This is a genomic window from Anaerolineae bacterium, from assembly GCA_035529315.1.
Classification (GTDB): Bacteria; Desulfobacterota; Desulfobacteria; order Desulfobacterales; family ETH-SRB1; genus Desulfaltia.
The window spans coordinates 1-19,541 of the sequence record DATKWZ010000027.1; the positions used below are offsets into that span (position 1 = coordinate 1).

At 43.1% G+C, this 19,541-nt stretch carries 22 protein-coding genes; all 22 read left to right on the forward strand.

Going from position 1 to position 19,541, the window contains the following annotated elements; all coding sequences use genetic code 11:
• The first annotated feature begins 129 nt into the window (after positions 1-129).
• Positions 130-1,023 (forward strand): hypothetical protein, encoded by an 894-nt coding sequence (locus tag VMW78_04930; GenBank protein ID HUV50347.1) that lies wholly within the window; start codon positions 130-132, stop codon positions 1,021-1,023.
• Between the two features lie 356 nt (positions 1,024-1,379).
• Entirely contained in the window at positions 1,380-1,583 is a 204-nt protein-coding gene (locus VMW78_04935; protein HUV50348.1) for a helix-turn-helix domain-containing protein, read from the forward strand.
• The gene (gene dcm, locus VMW78_04940; GenBank protein HUV50349.1) at positions 1,580-2,854 is read left to right on the forward strand and encodes a DNA (cytosine-5-)-methyltransferase; all 1,275 of its coding nucleotides are present in this window, start codon (positions 1,580-1,582) and stop codon (positions 2,852-2,854) included. The genes VMW78_04935 and dcm overlap by 4 nt, the downstream gene beginning before the upstream one ends.
• Positions 2,851-4,086 (forward strand): type II restriction endonuclease, encoded by a 1,236-nt coding sequence (locus tag VMW78_04945; protein ID HUV50350.1) that lies wholly within the window; start codon positions 2,851-2,853, stop codon positions 4,084-4,086. Before dcm ends, VMW78_04945 begins: the two co-directional genes overlap by 4 nt.
• Entirely contained in the window at positions 4,086-4,499 is a 414-nt protein-coding gene (locus tag VMW78_04950; GenBank protein HUV50351.1) for a very short patch repair endonuclease, read from the forward strand. Before VMW78_04945 ends, VMW78_04950 begins: the two co-directional genes overlap by 1 nt.
• A gap of 67 nt (positions 4,500-4,566) precedes the next feature.
• Positions 4,567-5,346, forward strand: a complete 780-nt coding sequence (locus VMW78_04955) for an abortive infection family protein (protein ID HUV50352.1) — start codon at positions 4,567-4,569, stop codon at positions 5,344-5,346.
• 144 nt (positions 5,347-5,490) lie between these two features.
• Entirely contained in the window at positions 5,491-5,832 is a 342-nt protein-coding gene (locus tag VMW78_04960) for a hypothetical protein (protein HUV50353.1), read from the forward strand.
• A 349-nt stretch (positions 5,833-6,181) separates the two neighbouring features.
• Positions 6,182-7,522 carry an AAA family ATPase gene (locus VMW78_04965; protein HUV50354.1) on the forward strand — a complete coding sequence of 447 codons (1,341 nt, stop codon included), beginning with the start codon at positions 6,182-6,184 and terminating at the stop codon, positions 7,520-7,522.
• 314 nt (positions 7,523-7,836) lie between these two features.
• Positions 7,837-8,664 carry a hypothetical protein gene (locus tag VMW78_04970; GenBank protein HUV50355.1) on the forward strand — a complete coding sequence of 276 codons (828 nt, stop codon included), beginning with the start codon at positions 7,837-7,839 and terminating at the stop codon, positions 8,662-8,664.
• Between the two features lie 52 nt (positions 8,665-8,716).
• The gene (locus VMW78_04975; protein ID HUV50356.1) at positions 8,717-8,944 is read left to right on the forward strand and encodes a type II toxin-antitoxin system Phd/YefM family antitoxin; all 228 of its coding nucleotides are present in this window, start codon (positions 8,717-8,719) and stop codon (positions 8,942-8,944) included.
• Complete coding sequence (locus VMW78_04980) at positions 8,944-9,360, forward strand: type II toxin-antitoxin system VapC family toxin (protein HUV50357.1); 417 nt, start codon at positions 8,944-8,946, stop codon at positions 9,358-9,360. The genes VMW78_04975 and VMW78_04980 overlap by 1 nt, the downstream gene beginning before the upstream one ends.
• A gap of 167 nt (positions 9,361-9,527) precedes the next feature.
• Positions 9,528-11,339: an LOG family protein gene (locus VMW78_04985; protein HUV50358.1), complete on the forward strand. Its 1,812-nt coding sequence runs from the start codon at positions 9,528-9,530 to the stop codon at positions 11,337-11,339.
• 40 nt (positions 11,340-11,379) lie between these two features.
• Positions 11,380-12,198, forward strand: a complete 819-nt coding sequence (locus VMW78_04990) for an alpha/beta hydrolase (protein ID HUV50359.1) — start codon at positions 11,380-11,382, stop codon at positions 12,196-12,198.
• 121 nt (positions 12,199-12,319) lie between these two features.
• Complete coding sequence (locus VMW78_04995) at positions 12,320-13,225, forward strand: substrate-binding domain-containing protein (GenBank protein HUV50360.1); 906 nt, start codon at positions 12,320-12,322, stop codon at positions 13,223-13,225.
• A gap of 253 nt (positions 13,226-13,478) precedes the next feature.
• The gene (locus VMW78_05000) at positions 13,479-14,174 is read left to right on the forward strand and encodes an ABC transporter permease (GenBank protein ID HUV50361.1); all 696 of its coding nucleotides are present in this window, start codon (positions 13,479-13,481) and stop codon (positions 14,172-14,174) included.
• The gene (locus VMW78_05005; GenBank protein HUV50362.1) at positions 14,134-15,186 is read left to right on the forward strand and encodes an ATP-binding cassette domain-containing protein; all 1,053 of its coding nucleotides are present in this window, start codon (positions 14,134-14,136) and stop codon (positions 15,184-15,186) included. Before VMW78_05000 ends, VMW78_05005 begins: the two co-directional genes overlap by 41 nt.
• Positions 15,187-15,308: 122 nt before the next feature.
• Positions 15,309-15,650: a metalloregulator ArsR/SmtB family transcription factor gene (locus VMW78_05010; GenBank protein HUV50363.1), complete on the forward strand. Its 342-nt coding sequence runs from the start codon at positions 15,309-15,311 to the stop codon at positions 15,648-15,650.
• Positions 15,651-15,711: 61 nt separating this feature from the next.
• A complete protein-coding gene (locus VMW78_05015) occupies positions 15,712-16,884 on the forward strand; it encodes a permease (protein HUV50364.1) in 1,173 nt (390 codons plus the stop codon).
• 15 nt (positions 16,885-16,899) lie between these two features.
• Positions 16,900-17,403, forward strand: a complete 504-nt coding sequence (locus tag VMW78_05020; protein ID HUV50365.1) for a thioredoxin family protein — start codon at positions 16,900-16,902, stop codon at positions 17,401-17,403.
• A 16-nt stretch (positions 17,404-17,419) separates the two neighbouring features.
• Positions 17,420-17,653, forward strand: coding sequence for a thioredoxin family protein (locus VMW78_05025; GenBank protein HUV50366.1), 234 nt, complete (start codon positions 17,420-17,422; stop codon positions 17,651-17,653).
• Between the two features lie 34 nt (positions 17,654-17,687).
• Positions 17,688-18,581, forward strand: a complete 894-nt coding sequence (locus VMW78_05030; protein HUV50367.1) for a thioredoxin domain-containing protein — start codon at positions 17,688-17,690, stop codon at positions 18,579-18,581.
• Positions 18,582-18,593: 12 nt separating this feature from the next.
• A complete protein-coding gene (locus VMW78_05035; GenBank protein HUV50368.1) occupies positions 18,594-19,301 on the forward strand; it encodes a cytochrome c biogenesis protein CcdA in 708 nt (235 codons plus the stop codon).
• The last annotated feature ends 240 nt before the right edge of the window (positions 19,302-19,541 follow it).

Consider the following 19,541-nt stretch of genomic DNA (forward strand, 5'->3'; position numbering starts at 1 on the left):
GTGATTCGGTACATCGAGATGTTTTATAACAGTAACCGTCTGCATTCTTATCTGGGATACAAGAATCCTAATGATTTTGAAAAGAATTTTACATTGGCAAAAGCAGCTTAACCAGGTGTCCATTTTTACTTGACCAGATCAGAATCCTTAAAACGTCAACAAAAGAAGTTCGAAGAAAATGAAGAGCTAAAAAAGGCTCTTGAGGACTCGGTGAAAGAGCTTGAGGCCCGGCATAGAGATAAGCTATCCTACCAAAACCTCCTTTTGGGTGCCCCAGATTTTTACATCAAAAGGCTTTTCGATGAACTTGATTTGGGAAAGGAGGGATATTCCGCAGAAGCTTTTTTGAAATATATTAATAGGGAGAGAGAACGAGATCCAGATTTCCTTGAACCGGTAGGTCCTGACTCAAAATCCGGACAATTGCACATAATGACGACCGGTTCCAGCTACGACATCGCTCAGCTGACCGCGAGCATTACAGGGTCGTATTTAGTGACGGACTTACCAGTAAGATGGCGTGAAATTGAAATAGATCGCGATTCCAACAATGTTGAAAACAAAGTTTGGGCACCGTTTTCAAAAGCAATTCAGAATGCAAATCTTAGGTATTTAGATGGATTGCGTCTTGATCACGCTTTAACCCTGAGAATGGAGGGACGGCTCCGATCCCTTAGACTATTTTTGCGGAGAGTGTGGAAGGACGCCTGTACTGAGAACCCTTTTGATGAAACAAACGCATATCTGTTGGCAGAAGAGTTACAAGAGAAGGTCCAAGAAGCGGAAGGCGAGTGGAAGAAAATCGATCAAGACTTAATAAAAATCGTGGGAGCTGCGCTTAGCGCGGAGTTTCTCGCAGCAGGGCCGTTGATAGCAGCTGGTCATGCTGAGTTCTTGGCAGCCGCAGCTGTAGCCGTGGGTGCCACAACGTTGGCGACATCAACTGCAAAAAGACGCAGATTTCGAGATAGATATCCTGCGGCCTTCTTTATGAAAGTGAGTGATGTCGATTCAGAAAACTGATAAGGAAAGCCTAACGTCGCTAATCCAGCCGCAAAAAGCCTTGGGGGTCGGGCCATAGGAACATATTGATATTGTGAACAAATCATTTAAATGTAGCGCCATATAAGGCCTTAAAAGGGTATTTTTGTAAAGAATTTTTGCTAAAATTTGCCAGAGATCGACGCCGATGGTTGCAATTAAAAATAGCGTTTTAAGAGCTAAAAACACTTATGTTTGGGAGGTTAACCCATAAATATCAGATGGATAGCGTGGCCCGCCCCCATTCCCTTGAGCCTTTTGCTGGAAATATCTTGTCTTTTGAATTATCAAGCATTATCATTCCTTCTCAAATAATAATATTTTTTAATGAGAAATATATGAACAAAAATGATAAATGGATGACTGTGGAAGAGTTGGCTGCCTACCTTAAGATGAGTCGAACAAAACTCTATCAGATGGCTCAAAACGGTGAAATTCCTGCATCCAAAATAGGTAATCAATGGCGGTTCGACAGAAACAGGATTGACGAGTGGATGGAACAACATTCGATTTATTTAAATAAACAACAGGTGTTTCAATGAAAATACATGATTTTCACGAGCAATTAGCAGGGCATTTGAAAAATCAACCGTGGTTTAAAGTACACGAACTTGAAGAATTGGACGCTGCCGTTAGCCACTGGATTCAGTTTCCTGCATTAAAATTCCCCTATTTTACAAATTCAATGCGCAATGAAAGCTATGCATTTGTCAATAAAAATATTCATCATGGTATTTCTAATAAACTAAGCGTTTGTGAAGACGTTAAACCTTATCAGGCTCAATTGAATTTTCTTTTTAATGGCTTGCCTTACCCTCCTCCTGAAAGATGGGACTTTACTTTTATTGACCTGTTTGCAGGTATCGGTGGTTTCAGGCTGGCTTTTCAGAATGCCGGAGGAAAGTGTGTCTTTTCCAGTGAATGGGATAAATACGCTAAAAAAACATATGAAGCAAATTTTGGGGAGCACCCTTATGGCGATATCCGAAAAATAATCAAAAGTGAAATTCCGGATCACGATGTCCTTTGTGCAGGCTTTCCCTGTCAGCCTTTTTCACTTGCGGGAGTTTCTAAAAAAAATTCTCTTGGAAAAAAACATGGTTTTGAAGATGAAACTCAGGGGACACTCTTCTTTGAAATTAAAGAAATACTGAGAATAAAACGGCCAAAGGCGTTCATGCTGGAAAATGTGAAAAATCTTCTTTCACATGATAAAGGAAAAACTTTTGAAACTATCAGGCATTCACTTGAAAACCAACTTGGATATGTAATCGATTGGGAAATTGTAGATGGTGCCAACTGGGTTCCGCAGCACAGAGAAAGAATATTCATTGTTGGCTATGATCCAAAGCAGATTCCAGTTAGCAAACAGGGTATACTGATACCTGGTAAACCTTCAAATGATTATCCGTATCCCGAATTAAAAACAATCATTTCCAAGAAAGTTGAAGGCTATACAATCGGTCCGGGCACTTGGGATACCCTGAAACGACATAAAGCACATCACGCAAAGAAGGGAAATGGATTTGGTTATAGTTTACATGGCATGCCAATCAAAAAAAATACAGTTACACGAACGATCTCAGCTCGTTATCATAAAGATGGCGCTGAAGTACTCATTGAACAACAGGGAGACCGTCCAAGACGCTTGACAGTTGAAGAAACAATGCAACTTCAGGGATATGATCCTGAAAAATTTATTTTTCCTGTTTCCAGAACACAGACATACAGACAACTGGGTAACAGTGTAGTTGTCCCAGCGGTTTCTGACTGTGCTGTTCAGATGGCTGAAACTATCAGGAAACACTCATGAATATCAAAGGAACATTTAAAAGATTGTCACTCACAAGATTTCTTGAAGAAATTGATTATAATAATTTTTTCTGGATTGCAAAACGAATGTCTGGAAATGATACCGGATTGACTGGTGGACATCAGGCAGGCCTTTATCTTCCTCGTATTTTTTTTGAAACAGTAATTCCTGAAATATGTACTGTTGAAAAATACAACCCGGATACATTCATTAAAGAATGTTATTTCCCTGCCCAAGAACTCTGTGTAAAAAATCTTAGAGCAATTTATTACAATTCAAAGTTTTTCCCAGAAAAAGGCCTCAAAAAGAAGTATGATGAATTTCGTCTTACACGCTGGGGCGGCGGTTCTTCTCCTGTTCAGGATGTAGAAAATACTGGAAGTATATGTGTTTTTGCTCTTAATCGCTTCAACGGAACACTGCAGGCTGTGGCATGGGTAGCTTCTTCTCTTGAAGAAGAAAATATTATTGAAAGCTGGCTCGGGCAAGAAGTTGAACCGGGGCGTTTCTGTATGAAGCAGTATGTTCCTGTTGTTGAAGAGAAAAAAAGGCTTGAACTTCCGCCGGAATGGTTCAAAGTGTTTCCATCCGGGCGTGAACTTTTTAGTCTTGTATTGGAATTGATTCCATACAGTTCATGGAAAAAATCAGTTGACGAGCTTCTGCTGAAAAGACGTGAACTCGAATTTCAGATTTTTGAACAAATTGAACAGTCAGAAGTTCTGCCACATATTCAAAATGGATTCTCAACTGTTGATGAATTTATCAAGCTTGCTCATTCTGTTTCAAACCGGCGTAAGTCAAGAACTGGAACTTCACTGGAACTGAATCTTGAATCTATTTTTGCTGACATGGAAATTTTATTTGAAACTCAGGTTATAACTGAAAATCGCAAAAAACCAGATTTTCTTTTCCCGTCGGGTAAAGCATATCATGCTCCAGAATTCCCAGACTTGAAATTGCATATGCTGGCATCCAAAACTTGCTGCAAAGACAGATGGCGACAGATTTTGAATGAAGCAGACCGGATATCACCAAAACATCTGTTTACTCTTCAGCAAGGGGTTTCTGGTCATCAACTCCAGGAAATGAAAGATAATAATGTTGCGCTTGTCATTCCAAAGCCTCACCTGTTTTCATTTTCAAAGGAATGGCGTGAGTCTTTATTAACCCTTGAAAGTTTTGTTGATTTCATAAAAATTCAACAGACTGGTATTGAGAATCTGGTGTAATGGACACATTGACACTGGAAAAGCGCAGTTGGAATATGGGCAGGATTCGTTCAAAAGATACAAAACCTGAAAAAGCTGTTCGTTCTCTGCTTCACAAGTCAGGCTATCGGTTTAGAATTCACAGAAAAGACTTACCAGGGAAACCTGATATTGTTCTGCCTAAATTCAAAACTGTTATTTTTGTTCATGGATGTTTCTGGCATCGCCATGACGGTTGCGAGTATGCTTATACTCCAAAATCACGCCAAGAGTTTTGGAAAGCAAAATTCAAGGGTAATATCAAACGTGACCAAAAAAACAGGGATGAACTTGAAAGGCTTGGCTGGAAGGTGATAGTAATCTGGGAATGTGAAATAAAAAATCTGACTCTTGTACAAAATAAATTCGAATCCTGTTTATATCAGGGGATATAGGGGACGTTATGTTACGAGTTTAATTAGAAAAATGGGGTCAACAGCTTATACTTGTTGGACATAAAAATTGAAAAATAACATAGTTCAAGAAATAGAAGATTTCCAAGAAAAGTGCATCGGTCTTGCGACAGGCAAAAATGTTGACTACAAAGAATATGAAGCCTCTAGAATGAATTTGATCTCCGAGCAATCTATAACCTCTTACATTCCCAGTTGGGTATATGATTGCCGCTATGGAAGTCAGTTTTGGAGTCTTATGAAAAAAACCTCTTCCACTTATCAAGGCAGAAGGGAATTTATTTGGGATGGTTTGGTACCGCTCTTGGATCATGTAAAAAAGGGCGGATCGGAACCAATTGGAGTTTCTGTAAACAGAATTCTCTCAACTTGTAACTCAAATACTGTATCTGAAGCTTGGCGAAGGATTCACGAAAGAAGAAACTCGGACCCTGAAGGTGCCATTACTGCAGCAAGGTCTTTGGTTGAAAGTACATGCAAATTCATTTTAGACCAGATGGGCGAATCCTACACTAATCGTGAAGATTTACCAAAGCTATATAAAATTGTTGCGTCAAAGATGAGTCTAAGCCCAGCACAACATAACGAGCATATCTTCAAACAGATATTGTCTGGATGCAGTTCAGTAATTTCTGGTTTTGCATCATTACGAAATGCATATGGTGATGCGCACGGAAAAGGTAAAAAAGCTGTTTCTCCTGAACCAAGGCACGCCGATTTGGCAATCAATCTTGCAGGCTCAATTTCAAGCTTTCTAATTTCTACATACGAAGAAAGAATAAAAGTCCAATCGGGTAAGGATAATATCTTTTCAGGTCTACATAGGTGATGCAAACGTTGAGTCTGTCGAAAAACCCTAAACCCGCGGTTTTAAGGTTTGTAAGTAGTTGATTTTATTACATGCGAAATGGATAAATTAGCTACTTTTGTACTTTTTCGACAGTCTCGTTGGATGCAGCAGGATGAATAACTCATGACAATGTCAAATTATGTCGCTCTCGCACCCCTTGCCATATCAGTCCTTAGCTTCTCAACTTCTGTGTACTTCGGACTCCTTGACAGAGTCAGGATCAAGGCGGTCAGCAAACTGTACAATATGGACCCCGAGTTTGGACCTCCCTATCTGGAAGTTAAAGTCGTCAACCACGGTCGACGGGTCGCCATCCTTACCATGTTCGGCGGCAAATTGGACAACGGTGAGTGGATCTGCACCCACATCGGGGAGCCTATGGGACGTTCTTCAGATTATAAGTTTCTCATGCCTTTGTTTTTAACTCACAACATATTTAGGGAACTTAGGGATATCCATAAATAAGTAAATTTGAAATCGTTCTTCAAGAATAGGTTCTGCACGAAAGGGATCATGCACATCGAAACCGACATTGAGCGAGTGCGCGATCTTGCTGAGGCCAAAGAAGACCAGAATTGGACTCTTGCAGGGTAAACTGTTTCCTCGTTCCCTCGCTCCTGCGTGGGGGACTAAGAACAGTTTGGACTTAATACTCTCTTCATTCAGTAAAAATGATGCTTTTACACCGGTTGCTCGACAATCGAACTACGAGCTGGCTAAATAGTATTGCGACATGGTATAAAAAAGTCGGAAATATACGAAAAAGTAGTATGAATATATCTGTAATTTGCGAAAAACTCGTTGACAAAAATAAATGTCCCCATATAATGCTCTTATGAAGCGGACAATCTATGCAAAGCTACTTGAATGGAAAGATGCTGCCGCACGCTCTCCCCTCATTCTGAAAGGAACGCGTCAGGTTGGAAAAAGCTATATTCTTCAAGCCTTCGGGGAAAACGAGTTTTCCGATTGCCATACCTTCAATTTTGAGAAGGATAAAAAGCTATCAACGGCATTTGAAGCCGATTTGAACCCGGAAAGAATACTAACTGAGTTATCCATCTATTCCGGCAAAAGGATTGATATTGCCAAAGATCTTGTCATATTTGATGAAATCCAGGAATGCCCCGGAGCCCTGACATCCTTAAAATATTTTTGCGAAAAGATGCCTCAACTTGCGCTTTGCTGCGCCGGTTCACTGATCGGGGTTAAGTTGTCTTCAGGATCTTTCCCTGTGGGTAAGGTCGATTTCCTGAAACTATACCCGTTGAATTTTGAAGAATTTCTCATGGCATTGAATGATGAGGTCTCATTGGAGTTGTACCAGGATTCAGACAAGGTTGATTCCTTCTCGGAAATAGCCCATCAGAGGTTGTGGAATCGGTTGCGGGAATATTATGTCACAGGCGGAATGCCGCAGGTTGTTTCAACCTATTTGACTTATAACAGGGATGATCCTTTTGAAGCAATGAAAAGGGCAAGGGATGTTCAGGAAAAGCTGATTGAGAGCTACAATAACGACTTTGCGAAGCATTCAGGCAAGATCAATTCGATACATATTGTGTCTGTATTCGAGAATGTACCTGTGCAGCTTTCCGCAAATATTGACGGGTCAGTCAAAAAATACAGATTTAAAGAGGTAATCCTCAGGAAAAAAGGTTATGCGGAACTGCAGGGTCCCATTGCCTGGCTGGAAAAGTCCGGGCTAATTCTAAAAGTTAAGGTATGTAAAAGGGCTGAGATACCCCTGGAATCCTTTTGCAGAGAAAATGTGTTCAAGCTGTTTTTATTTGATATTGGTCTCCTCGGGTGTATGCTGGATCTACCGGTTAGCCTCATCCATTCACAAGATTACGGCATTGCAAAAGGGTATCTCGCAGAGAATTTCGTTGCCCAGGAATTTGCTGCTTCAGGTGTTTCAAGGCTGTACTCATGGACGGAGGGGACTTCTGAAATTGAGTTCATAAGGGTTGTTGACGATGCCCTTGTACCGGTAGAGGTTAAATCAGGGACCCGAACACATGCAAAAAGCCTGCGGCAGTATATCTTGAAGTATTCACCGAAAAGGGCCGTCAAGATATCCGGAAAACCGCTGAGCAGGATCAGGAACCAGGTTATTCAGAACTATCCGCTCTATCTCGCTGCAAAGATATGATCGGCGCATGACACCATAAAGGGACGGGGTTGAATTTGGGAGAGACTTACGGGACGTTCTCAACTTTTAAACTTGTGGGGGCTATGGGAAGTTCAGAGAATGGGGGTCGGGCCGCAGGAACATCTTGATATAATATATAAAACGTTTAAATTTTGCGTCAAATAAGGCCTTAAAAGGGCATTTTGGGGGGCCAAAAAGAGCCATTTAAGACGATTATAGGGGCTATTTGGGGCTTCTTTTGCAGTTATTATAGTTGGTTACTGTGGCCCGACCCCAATTGTTAATTCTTTAACTTCCAAAGATGGGAGAAAAAAATGATGAAAAAAATGTCATTATTTATAGGATTGATAGTTTTGGTTCTCACATCTGGGTGTGCTGATCCATTTACTAGATTAATCAAAGATAACAAATATGTGCCAATTACGCCTATACCGGAAATTCAGCATATAGGAGATATTTATCGAACAATTGATTTGCATAGAACTCCTGTTCTTTTAATGCGTGATATATTTACTAAAGATCAAAATGAAGAGTTTATGAAATCTTTAAGGGGTAGGGTGACTCTTCCAACGGTATCAGGAGATAGTAAGTTTGAGTTGAAGGCTGAAGCCGACGTTATTGGTTATGCCAAAAGCGAGTTGAGCGCATTTAATGTTAAGAAGTTTAAAGTTAAAATCGGTGGTGTGTATCAATATATAATTTCTGAGGATAGATTTGAGCGGGAGCTATACACAAAAATAAAGGAAAAAAGACCTAATAAAAATTTTTCTGGAAATTACGTTGTGTTAGCCTTGTTGCAAGCTACCATTGTCGAATATGAATTAATTGATGAAAATGGGGCTAAGATTGTGATTAAATCAGGGGGTGAAATTGAAAGAATTGTAAAAGCTAAACTCGGGGCTGAATGGAAGGCAAATGAGAACCAAAACTTATCAATCTCTGAAGCAAGTTACGTTGGATATCGAATTGGTAAAATCAGTGAAATTGTTGGTTCAGATCCCAAGAGCGTTAGGCCACTTTTTATGATATTAAGCCCACTATCAACAGGTAAAAATAAGTCTCTCTTGAAGCCTATAGTCATAGAGGAAGTGCCACCTGAAGAATTACGAAAAGCACTTAAAGCTAAGTCAATATCATCTTGACAAAGAGCGCTTTCTGATGTACATTTAGATGTACACATAAGGAGGCATTACAATGAAAACTATTTCATTTACCGATTTTCGTAAAAGGGCATCAGGTTTCATAACTGAGGTGGAACATGGTGAAACGATTGTTCTTATACGTCGCGGGAAGCCTGTGGCCGAAGTTATTCCGTTTTCCGATAAATTCAGGATACCTTCATGGAAGCAACCGGGTATCCGTTTGCAAATTTCAGGAAGCGATCTATCCTCTGCTATCATTGAAGAGCGTGAAACTACCTGATGAGACTCTCTGTTGATTCATCATCCCTTGCCAAAAGGTATGTCCAAGAAGATGGTAGCGAAGAAATGGACAGTTTGTTGCAGCATGCATCGGAGTTAGCTCTCTGTATTATTTTAGTACCTGAAATCATTTCTGCGCTTAACCGGCGACAGCGAGAACAAGTTTTAACAGTTATGGACTATCGGAAGGCAAAGCGGCAATTACTGGATGATGTCCGTGACGCTACTGTTCTTCAGGTCACTCCAGCGGTGATTTCACGTTCACTCAATCTGCTGGAAAAAAATGTATTGCGAGCAATGGATGCTATACATGTTGCTTGTGCTTTGGAGTGGCAGGCAGATCTATTTGTCACCTCTGACAGCAGACAATTTGAAGCGGCCAAGAACGCAGGACTTCAAACCGAATACATCGGCTAACCAGCCACTCAGCTTTACGTTCGGCTTCCTCCTGAGAAGATCTTATTCCGTTTGTCTCTCAAATGAAGATAAATGTTGTGAGACTTGTGTGTGAGAATTGCGCATCATTATTCGACGTTCAATGTTCGATGTTGGACGTTCATCTTTCAAATTTTGGAGGTTATGCCGTGTCCCTGAATGAAAGCCCTGACTGTAAGATTGAGAAGATTATTCGTGCAGATGCTTCTGAGGTTGTTGCACTGGCCTCAGTACACCTCGACGACGAACAGATGCAGTATTTCCTGCGCAACAAAGATTGCCTGACAACAGACTTGCATAGCACAAAGGCAAGACTCGGCATCAATCAGGAAAAACTCAGTCCTTTTGAACTCAAAGGAAACAAGATATCCTATGAAGCCAGATTCTGGTTCTATATTCCAGAATATTCCGCAGGCCTTACTATTGACCAGTTAATAAAAACCGGTCTTGAAATCGGCAAGATTTATTTGAAAAACCCTGAACTCAAATACTCTGCCGAGGAATTGATCAATCTCATTTCAAACCGCACCATCATTGTTCCCAAGGGAACCATGGTGCTGGAGGAAGGCATTCTGGTCGTACCGATTATGCCCTTTATCCATCTGCCCAATCCCATTGTCCTGACGCCCAATTATCTGAAGGCTGCCGTAGGTAAAATGATTCCCCGTGAAGATTTCTATTTTGCTCAGCCTGAGCAAAAAGTGGACCAGGTCATAGTGCCGGCGGGAAGCGGGGTAATATCGCATACCAGCCTTTTTACACAGCAAAACGAGATTTATATTCTCGATCCTGAACACACAGATGCCAGGGTAGGGAGTAAATACACCAACGGGATCATATATCTTGAACTCGTGGGAGGAGAAAAGGACATCGTAAAGGAGAAGGTCCACATAGAAGTCTATAAACCAGCTTCAGTAAAACGCAGTGTGAAAAAAAAGTTCTATATCGACCTGCAATCCTCATTTTTGGAGAGACTTTACAAAGAGCGTACTGTGGATGAAAACACCATCGCAGCCATCAGTGACGCTGGAGAGCAAAAATTCATTGAGCTAAAAAATAGGTGCGACCTACTCTTACATGAGCTATGGCCTTATACCTCGCTGGTAGTCCAGGACTTCCCTAACCGACTCCTTGCATCTTATCTGATTGTAGCCGCTGACCTTGGCCTCATCAGGAATCTGACCTTTATGAGGGCCCCGGAGGAGGAATATTTTTTCAAGTCAGACGACCTTGCCTTTATGAATAAGCTTCAGGACATGGGTGTGGAGATTTACTGGAAGAACCCTTTACAGGGGGATCTGGTCTTGTACAAGAAATTCTTTATGAGGTCTTCTGTGATACCCTCATTTAACGAGGCCTTCAGCTCAAGAAAGCTTGCCGCGTTTTATGGAACAGCAGGGAAAGTAGATGCCGACACACAAAAAGAAATTGTAGACAGCATCAAGTCCTTCAAGGACTTCCACGGCGGCATTTGCGGCATTCTCACAGGTGGCAATACAGGAAGTGTCATGTCCTTTGTATCCGAAAGCACGGCTTCTCTGGGTATGCTATCCGGGGCCGTGTACTGGAAGATCCCTGGGGTAGAAATTTATCCCCATGTGGATTTTGCGGCGTATCTGGCTCGAAATGATTTGCTGGAAAGACAGGAAATCTTATCTGAAGCCACTGAGGCAGACATCTATTTTAAAGGCGGAGTGGGGACCAACCTTGAAAATGCCATAACTTTCGTGAAGAAGAAGCTTGGCATTGGGCACTACAAGCCGCAAATATTTGTAGGAGAATTTTACAAGCCACTTCAGGACTGGCTCAACCACCTGATATCTGAGGGGATGGTGAACTCCAAGGTTTTTGAAAGCTGCTATTTTATCACGCATGGCTCTGAGATCTTCGATACTCTGTGCAAACACTTCGGCTCGGAAGACAAGATGATCTACGAAGTCACAGCGAATGAAATATGGTAACAAGGTTCCGTGAAGGGATCGAACCTTTTGGGATGAAAAAATGAATATAGCAATTAAAATTCTTTTATGGCTTTTCTTTATATATGTTGCTTATTGCTGTCTTCTTTTGCTGATGCAGAGACAAATTTTGTTTCCACGTCATCAAATCGTAATGGCTTCGTCAGACGCGGAGTATAGTATTCCGGGGATGGAGAAGATCTGGATAGATACGGCCGGCGGAAAAATAGAAACATGGTTTCTGCCACCTGAAACCAACCGGCCTTCACCCGCGGTTATTTTCGCTCATGGAAATGCTGAAATAATCGACATGTGGCCGGAAACACTAAAAGGCTTTACTCGGCTCGGCATCGGTGTGCTGCTTGTCGAATACCCGGGCTATGGAAGATCAGAAGGATCCCCTTCTCAACGCAGCATTTCCAAAACATTTGTTGCAGCCTATGACATGCTGATTAAACGCAAGGATGTCGATTCTTCAAAAATCATCCTTTTTGGACACTCAATCGGCGGCGGCGCCGTATGCACCCTGGCAGAGCAACGGCCTTCGGCAATGCTTATCCTTAAGTCAACATTTATCAGTATCAAGTCAATGGCCTCAAAATACTTTGTTCCCGGTTTTATTGCGCCTGATCCATTTGACAATCTTTCTGTTGTCGGTTCATACAACGGGCCGGTACTGATAATTCACGGAAAAAAGGACGAGCTTATCCCATACAAGCACGGACTTACCCTCTATAAAGCAGCCAAGCAAGGAACACTGCTTACATACGACTGCGCTCATAATGACTGCCCTCCAGACTGGGACAAATTTTTTCAGGATATAGAACCGATTCTTCATCAAGCCGGTTGCCTCTATCCTTGAGCTTGAATTTGTTCCTGTTCGCTGGTAGCGTTATGATCTAACTAAAATGTTTGACGGTTATGATGTAAGCATGAGCGGTAAAGTGATTTTCCAACAGGAAACTTAACAGGAGGAAAGTAGAATGAAAAAAAGTGTAATGTGGATTTTAACCGTGGTTTTCATGATATGTATAGTTCCCGGTACAACCATGGGGGCTGATAAAATACTGAAGATGTCAACAACAACCAGCACACAGAATTCCGGACTATTGGATGTATTGTTGCCTCAATTAGAAAAGGATATTGGCATACAGGTTAAGGTTATTGCAAAGGGTACGGGAGCTGCAATAAGAGACGGAATGGACGGAAATGTGGATATCGTCTTTGTGCATGCAAAAAGCAGGGAAGAAAGGTTCGTCAAAGACGGCTACGGTGCATATAGATTAGCGGTAATGCATAACGACTTTGTGATTGCCGGCCCTGTTGCAGACCCGGCAAAAATTAAAGGTATGGTCAAAGCAGAGATAGCGCTGAAAGCAATTGCGAATACAAAATCCCGCTTTGTATCCCGTGGGGATGACAGCGGTACACACACCAAAGAACAGGCGCTATGGCAGGCCACCGGATTATCCCTTAAAACAGAGACCACCGAAATCATAAACAAGGGGGGGAAACGAAGCGTCTCCTTTCAGCACCCTGAAGGGCTTGGACAATGGTATCTTTCAATAGGACAGGGCATGGGAAAAAGCCTGACATATGCCGAGGAAAAGCAGTCATACATCCTCGTTGACCGTGGGACTTACTTAAAATATAAGTATGGTCGGAAGCAGGGCCTTGACCTTGAGATCCTCTGCGAAGGTGATCCAGGGCTTTTTAATCCTTACGGGATTATCCCGATTAATCCAAAAAAATATCCCCACGTGAAGTTTGAGCTGGCTGATACCCTTGCTAAATGGCTGGTGTCGCCAAAAGTCCAGGCTATAATAGCTAATTACAAGATAGAGGGGCGACAGGCCTTTTTTCCAGATGCAGTCGAAGATGCCAAATAACACTTAACACGGTTCGTAAAAAAACAAATTCATCACGATTGATGAACTCGTAAAAAGTCTAATTTTGCTCTCTTCGTGACCAATTTTGGGATTCAGGTTTCACCTGGCTAAATTGCAAGAACTCGGGCTAACGCCCTCAAACAGCTTGCAATTTTTAACGCCATGCTCAACCTGAATCTTTCTCCAAAATTGCTCAATGTCGCTCGCAAAATGACTTTTTACGAGTTCATCACGATTGGTAAATAATAATTTTATGGATTTTCTTATTGATAGCTTTTTGTCAGCCTTGCTGCTCATCTGGTCGATGGACCCCGAACTGCTGGTGATTGTTCAGGTCTCTTTGAAGGTAAGCGCCATATCGACGATTATTGCGAGTGTTGCAGGGATTCCAGCCGGGTTTTTAATCGCTTTCAGATCGTTTCGCGGAAAACGTCTGGTTATTACCGTGCTCAACACTTTGCTGGCCATGCCCACGGTGGTAATCGGTCTTTTTGTTTATGCCTTTATCTCCAGGAGGGGAATCTTCGGGGCATTCGACCTTCTTTATACTCAGAAAGCGATAATTATCGGCCAGGTAATTCTTATTATTCCTATTGTCACCACCTTTACCATTACCGCCATCAACCGGATCGACGATCGGTATCGCAAGACCGCCCTGACTCTTGGAGCCAACCTCTTCCAAACTGCCGTAGCAATTATTCGTGAAGCCCGCTTTGGAATCGTGGCTTCGATTATTGTTGCTTTCGGCAGGGTCATTGCCGAGGTGGGAATCAGTATGATGCTTGGTGGAAATGCCAAAGGTTTCACGCGAACTATAACCACGGCAATGGCTCTGGAATATGACAAGGGAGAGTTTGTCCTGAGCGTCGCACTTGGAATCGTGCTCCTTATGGTGAGTTTTGGAATGAATGTTTTTTTTAATTACTTTCAGGGGAAAGCCAGGGTGTAATGCCGTGCTCTATGAATTAAAGAACTTGAAGAAGACCTATGATCAAAGAACGGTTTTGAATCTGGAAACCCTCAAGCTTGAAAAAAACAAAGTCCTTGGTCTTTTGGGCCCCAACGGAGCAGGAAAAACCACACTTTTGGAGATCATGGCCTTTCTAACCAGGCCTGACTCAGGTGATATATGGTTTGAAAAAGAAAGGGTAAATTTCACCAACGGCAAACTGATTGACCTGCGCCGCAAGGTCGTCCTCATCCAGCAGCAACCGATCCTGTTTACAACAACAGTCTTTAAGAATGTGGAATATCCGCTGAAGCTACGCGAAACGCCCAGGGCAGAGCGAATGAAAGTTGTTAAAGAGCTCCTGAAAATTGTGGGAATGGAAATGTTCGAGCAGGCAAGCGCTCATAATCTATCCGGCGGCGAAACCCATCGGGTTGCAATTGCGCAGGCCCTTGCCTGCTCGCCGGAGGTTATTCTTATGGATGAACCTACGGCAAGCGTGGATGTGGAAAATCAGATTAATATCGAGCGTATAATCAAAGAGATTAATCAGAAAAAAGGTATTTCAGTGATTTTTACAACTCACAATATGATTCAAGCCTCAAGGTTGGCGGATGAGACCATATTTCTATTTGAAGGAAAGATCGCTCAATCTGTTTACGAAAATATCTTTAGCGGCCACATTGAGGTCGATTCTAACGGATATAAATACTGTGTATTACACAGCGGCCTGAAGTTGCGTGTATCTTCTCAAAAAACGGGCTTGATTCGAATATCCATTGACCCTAAAGCAATGAGGCTCAGCCAGAAGAAAAGCGCCCCCTTCACGAACAACACCTTTAAAGGAACCCTTATACAGCTCACCGACGAGCAGAGCTGGGTGCGGGCATTGGTGGACGTGGGAATACCCCTAAGCGTTTTAATTCCCAAGGATGTTTTTAAGAGTCTTCATCTGTACCTGGGAGAGGAAGTCCGGCTAAGCTGTCCAAAAGAGAGCATTGATATTTTCTAAAAACCCCTGCAGCTAACAAAACAGGTTCTACACACTCCAAACCTCGCAAACTATAAAAATCAACTTGACACCTGAACTACCCGGAACTATATTCTTAAAAAAGAATATACAAGGAGTTTAGCGTGAAAGATTTTATTATAATCATGAAAGCCCTTTCCGATAAAAACAGGGTTAAAATCATAAAGATGCTTTATCATAAAAGCATGTGTGTCTGCGAGATTAAGGCTGCGTTGGCCCTGCCCCAACCCTCTGTTTCCAAGCACTTGAAAATACTGGAAAAGGCCGGCCTTGTTTGTTCGCAAAAAGACGGCCTGTGGGTTAATTATCACCTCTCAGACGGCAGCCGCACACCATATACGGCCATTCTTTTGGGAAACCTGAAACACTGGCTGGATGATGATCCGGAAATTGCCGGTCTGGTTGAAAAAATCCCTTTCTTAAATCGCAAAGAGTTGTGTGGGTGATATTTTTGCTTCACCATTATAATAACATGTGCATACGGCTATTGAAGAGAAAATAAATACAATGAAAGAACGCACAAAATTAATATGGATAGTTTTAATTTTTCTGGTAATTTACTACATCCCATGGAACCACGCCATAATTCGCCAATCAGGCATTGAAGCCTTCATGATGCTTCAGGAATATGCCAGGGAGCATGTTCTGGCATGTTTAATTCCCGCGTTTTTTATCGCGGGCGCTATCGCGGTATTTGTTTCCCAGGCTTCGGTTCTTAAATACTTTGGTCCCCAGGCAAACAAGATTCTGTCTTATTCTGTTGCCTCTGTTTCCGGAACAGTTCTGGCTGTTTGTTCGTGTACTGTTTTGCCGCTGTTTGCGGGTATTTATTCACGAGGCGCGGGGATCGGCCCTGCCACAGCCTTTCTTTATTCCGGTCCTGCAATAAATGTATTGGCAATTACCCTTACAGCAAAAATATTAGGCTGGCAGTTAGGTCTGGCACGGGCAATCGGCGCAGTGGTTTTTGCGGTTATCACCGGTTTGCTCATGGCTGTGATTTTTCGCAAGGATGATGCAGCGCGAACCAAAGGGCAAATCTATTTGCCGGATGAGGAAGGCAAAGGACGGACTCTCCTGCAAGATACATTATATATTATTACCATGGTGCTGATCCTGATTTTTGCGGCGTTTGCGCGGCCTGTTGAAGGCTCAACAGGCCTGTGGCCCGCGATCTTTGCCGCCAAATGGTATATCACCGTCGCCCTCTTGATTGCAGTGGTCTGGATGCTGAAAGCGTGGTTTACTCGAGATGAACGCAAAAGCTGGGTTGAATCGACCTGGGGATTTATGAAACAGATTTTTCCACTTCTTGCGGGCGGAGTTCTTGTAGCCGGTTTTATGTTAGGCCGCCCCGGACATTCCGCGCTCATCCCCGAACACTATATCCAGACGCTTCTCGGCGGAAATTCAATTTGGGCAAATCTATTTGCCTCGGTTGCCGGAGCTTTGATGTATTTTGCCACCCTTACAGAGGTTCCGATTCTTCAGGGGCTTCTTGGCGCAGGAATGGGAAAGGGGCCGGCCTTGGCTTTGCTGCTGGCCGGGCCTGCGCTGTCTTTGCCGAACATGCTGGTGATCGGAAGCGTGATGGGCGTAAAAAAGATGACGGTTTTTTGCTCTATTATCATAATCTTATCCACAATCGCAGGGATGCTGTTCGGCATGATTGCCGGGTAACAGAGGTTTTAAGCTATGCCGCAAAACGATGTCAGGCAAATCAAGGTCGGCAAACACTTTATCGGCATTATGGGTCTGCAAAATACCTTAGAAGATGTGGCAAAGGATTTTGCCGAAAAACCGGAAGAGGAAATCCAGGCTGAACTCCTCAAACAAGTTGCCGAAAAAAATTACATCCCGGACCATATCCAGCAAGAATACGGCAGGGCCTTTTTACGGGAATTTAATAAATTTTTAGGCAGACCTTATGAAGAGGAGCTTTCAGAAGGTCTTGAGATCAAGATCCTGGGGCCTGGATGTACCCGGTGCGATATGCTGGAAAGTAAGCTTAAAAAAGTGATGACAGAGATGAACCTTGCAGCAAACATTGAACATGTTACAGATATCAAGGAAATCGGAAAATACGGCGTGATGGGCACCCCTGCTTTGCTCATCAACAGCGAGGTCAAGTGCGTGGGCAGTGTGCCCAGCGCGAGCAAACTTGTTGCATGGCTCAAGGAAATTCAAGAAAAAATATAGAAAGGAGCGGTAAGGGATGGATATAAAAATATTGGGACCTGGATGTCCTAAGTGTCAACAGACGGAAAAGGTTGTTAAGGAAGCGGTGGCGGAAGCCGGAGTGGAAGCGCAAATCGAAAAGATCACCGATATCATGAAAATTGCCGGTTACGGGGTGTTCGGAACACCGGCGGTGGTGGTTAACGGCAAAGTAAAAAGCGTGGGAAAGATCCCGAAAAAAGAAGAAATCAAGACCTGGATTCTGGAATAAACTATCAGAACCCAACGTACTACACGGAGGAGAAATGAAGCGAAAAACCGGTATTATTGGAGCAATTTTAATCGTTGCACTCGCAGGAGCTTCCCTTTTTTACCTGTTCTATCCAGGAAGAGGTAGCGCACAGGTCCTTGCTATGGTGAATGGGGAGAAAATCACGGTCAGCGACTTTAATCATGAAATAGGGAACGTGGAAGAACAGGCCAGGGAAATGATCAAGGAAGAACCAGCCGAATTCCTTGAAGGAATGATTGTGAGAACTCTCATCCTGCAGGAGGCTGAAAAACAGGGTATATTACCGGCCAGGGAAAACAAAGGACAGGAAGGCTCTGTATCATCTGAAGAGTCGGTGATCAAAGAGTTTCTGGAGAAAAGATTTTCTTCCGCCCCTGCTGTCAGCCAGGAAGAAATTGAGGAGTTCTATGAAATCTACAAGGATCGAATGGAAGGAAAGTCGCTGGAACAGATAGCTCCGATGATCGAACAAATAATCGGGCGGGAAAAACAACAAAAACAGTTGGAACGGTTCGTCGGAGATCTCCGTAATAGCGCCAGGATTGATATCAACGAGAAGCATTTGAAAAAGCTCGCGGTCAAACCGCCTGACTCAAATACAGAGGAGGATTTTTTAAATGCCCTGAAGAGCGGCAAGCCTGTCATGGTCGATTTTGGGTCGAATTCATGTATCCCATGTCGCCAGATGAGACCTATACTTCATGAAGTCAAAAAGGAGTATTCAGGAAAGGCTGAAGTCCTTGTAATCGATGTTTACAAATATAACAGTCTTGCAAGTGAGCAGAAAATACAACTGATCCCCACTCTAATCTTTTTTGATTCAAACGGCAAAGAGGTTCACCGGCATCAGGGATTCATGAGCAAAAAGTTGATCCTGGAACAGTTCAAGAAAATGGGTATTAGTTAAAAGGAAAAGTTAATGCTGGAAACGTTTTTTTTGACCGTTAATGAGTGGATCGCGAGCGGCACAACCATTGCGGCATTAGGTTGTTTTTTATGGGGCATGATCAGCGTGGCATTCAGCCCGTGCCATATGGCATCGATTCCATTGATTGTTGCTTATGTGGGAGGACAGGAACGGGCGGTCGATCCCAGACAGGCCGCCGTGTATTCGGCATCGTTTACTACAGGCCTTTTTATCACTATCGCGCTGATCGGAATTATCTGCGCCCTGCTGGGGCGCATGTTGGGCGATGTAGGCAATTACTGGCAAATTTTAATCGGGGGCATTCTGGTCTGGGTGGCTCTGGGCATGCTCGGCGTGGAAAAATGTTCCATGTCAGGCAGTCTGCTATACCGACTTAATTTCAGGGGGGTGTTCGGTGCGTTCATGCTTGGACTCGCCTATGGAGTGCTCTCCGGCTCATGCACATTCGGGTTCATTGCGCCGATTCTGGCTATAATTACTGTCCAGCAGAAAGTCGCGACAGGAATACTTTTTATCCTGCTTTTTGCCCTGGGGCATTGCCTGCCGATTGTGGTTGCAGGCAGTTCAACGGCGGCGGTGAGGAGGTTGATGGAAAACAGCGCCTGGCATGGAGCTGGAACCTGGTTTCGCAAGGGCGCCGGAGTAATGATCGGCCTGCTTGGTATTTACTTTGTCATCAGACCGTTTGTAGGAACATAATCTTGATGAACTCGTAAAAAGTCTAATTTTGCTCTCTCTATGACCAATTTTGGGATTCAGCTTTCACCTGGCTAAATTGCAAGAACTCGGGCTAACGCTCTCAAACAGCTTGCAATTTTTAACGCCAGGCTCGACCTGAATCTTTCTCCAAAATTGCTCAATGTCGCTCGCAAAATGACTTTTTACGAGTTCATCAATCTTAAACAGGTGGTTTTGGGGAGATAGAAGTATGTCGCAAAT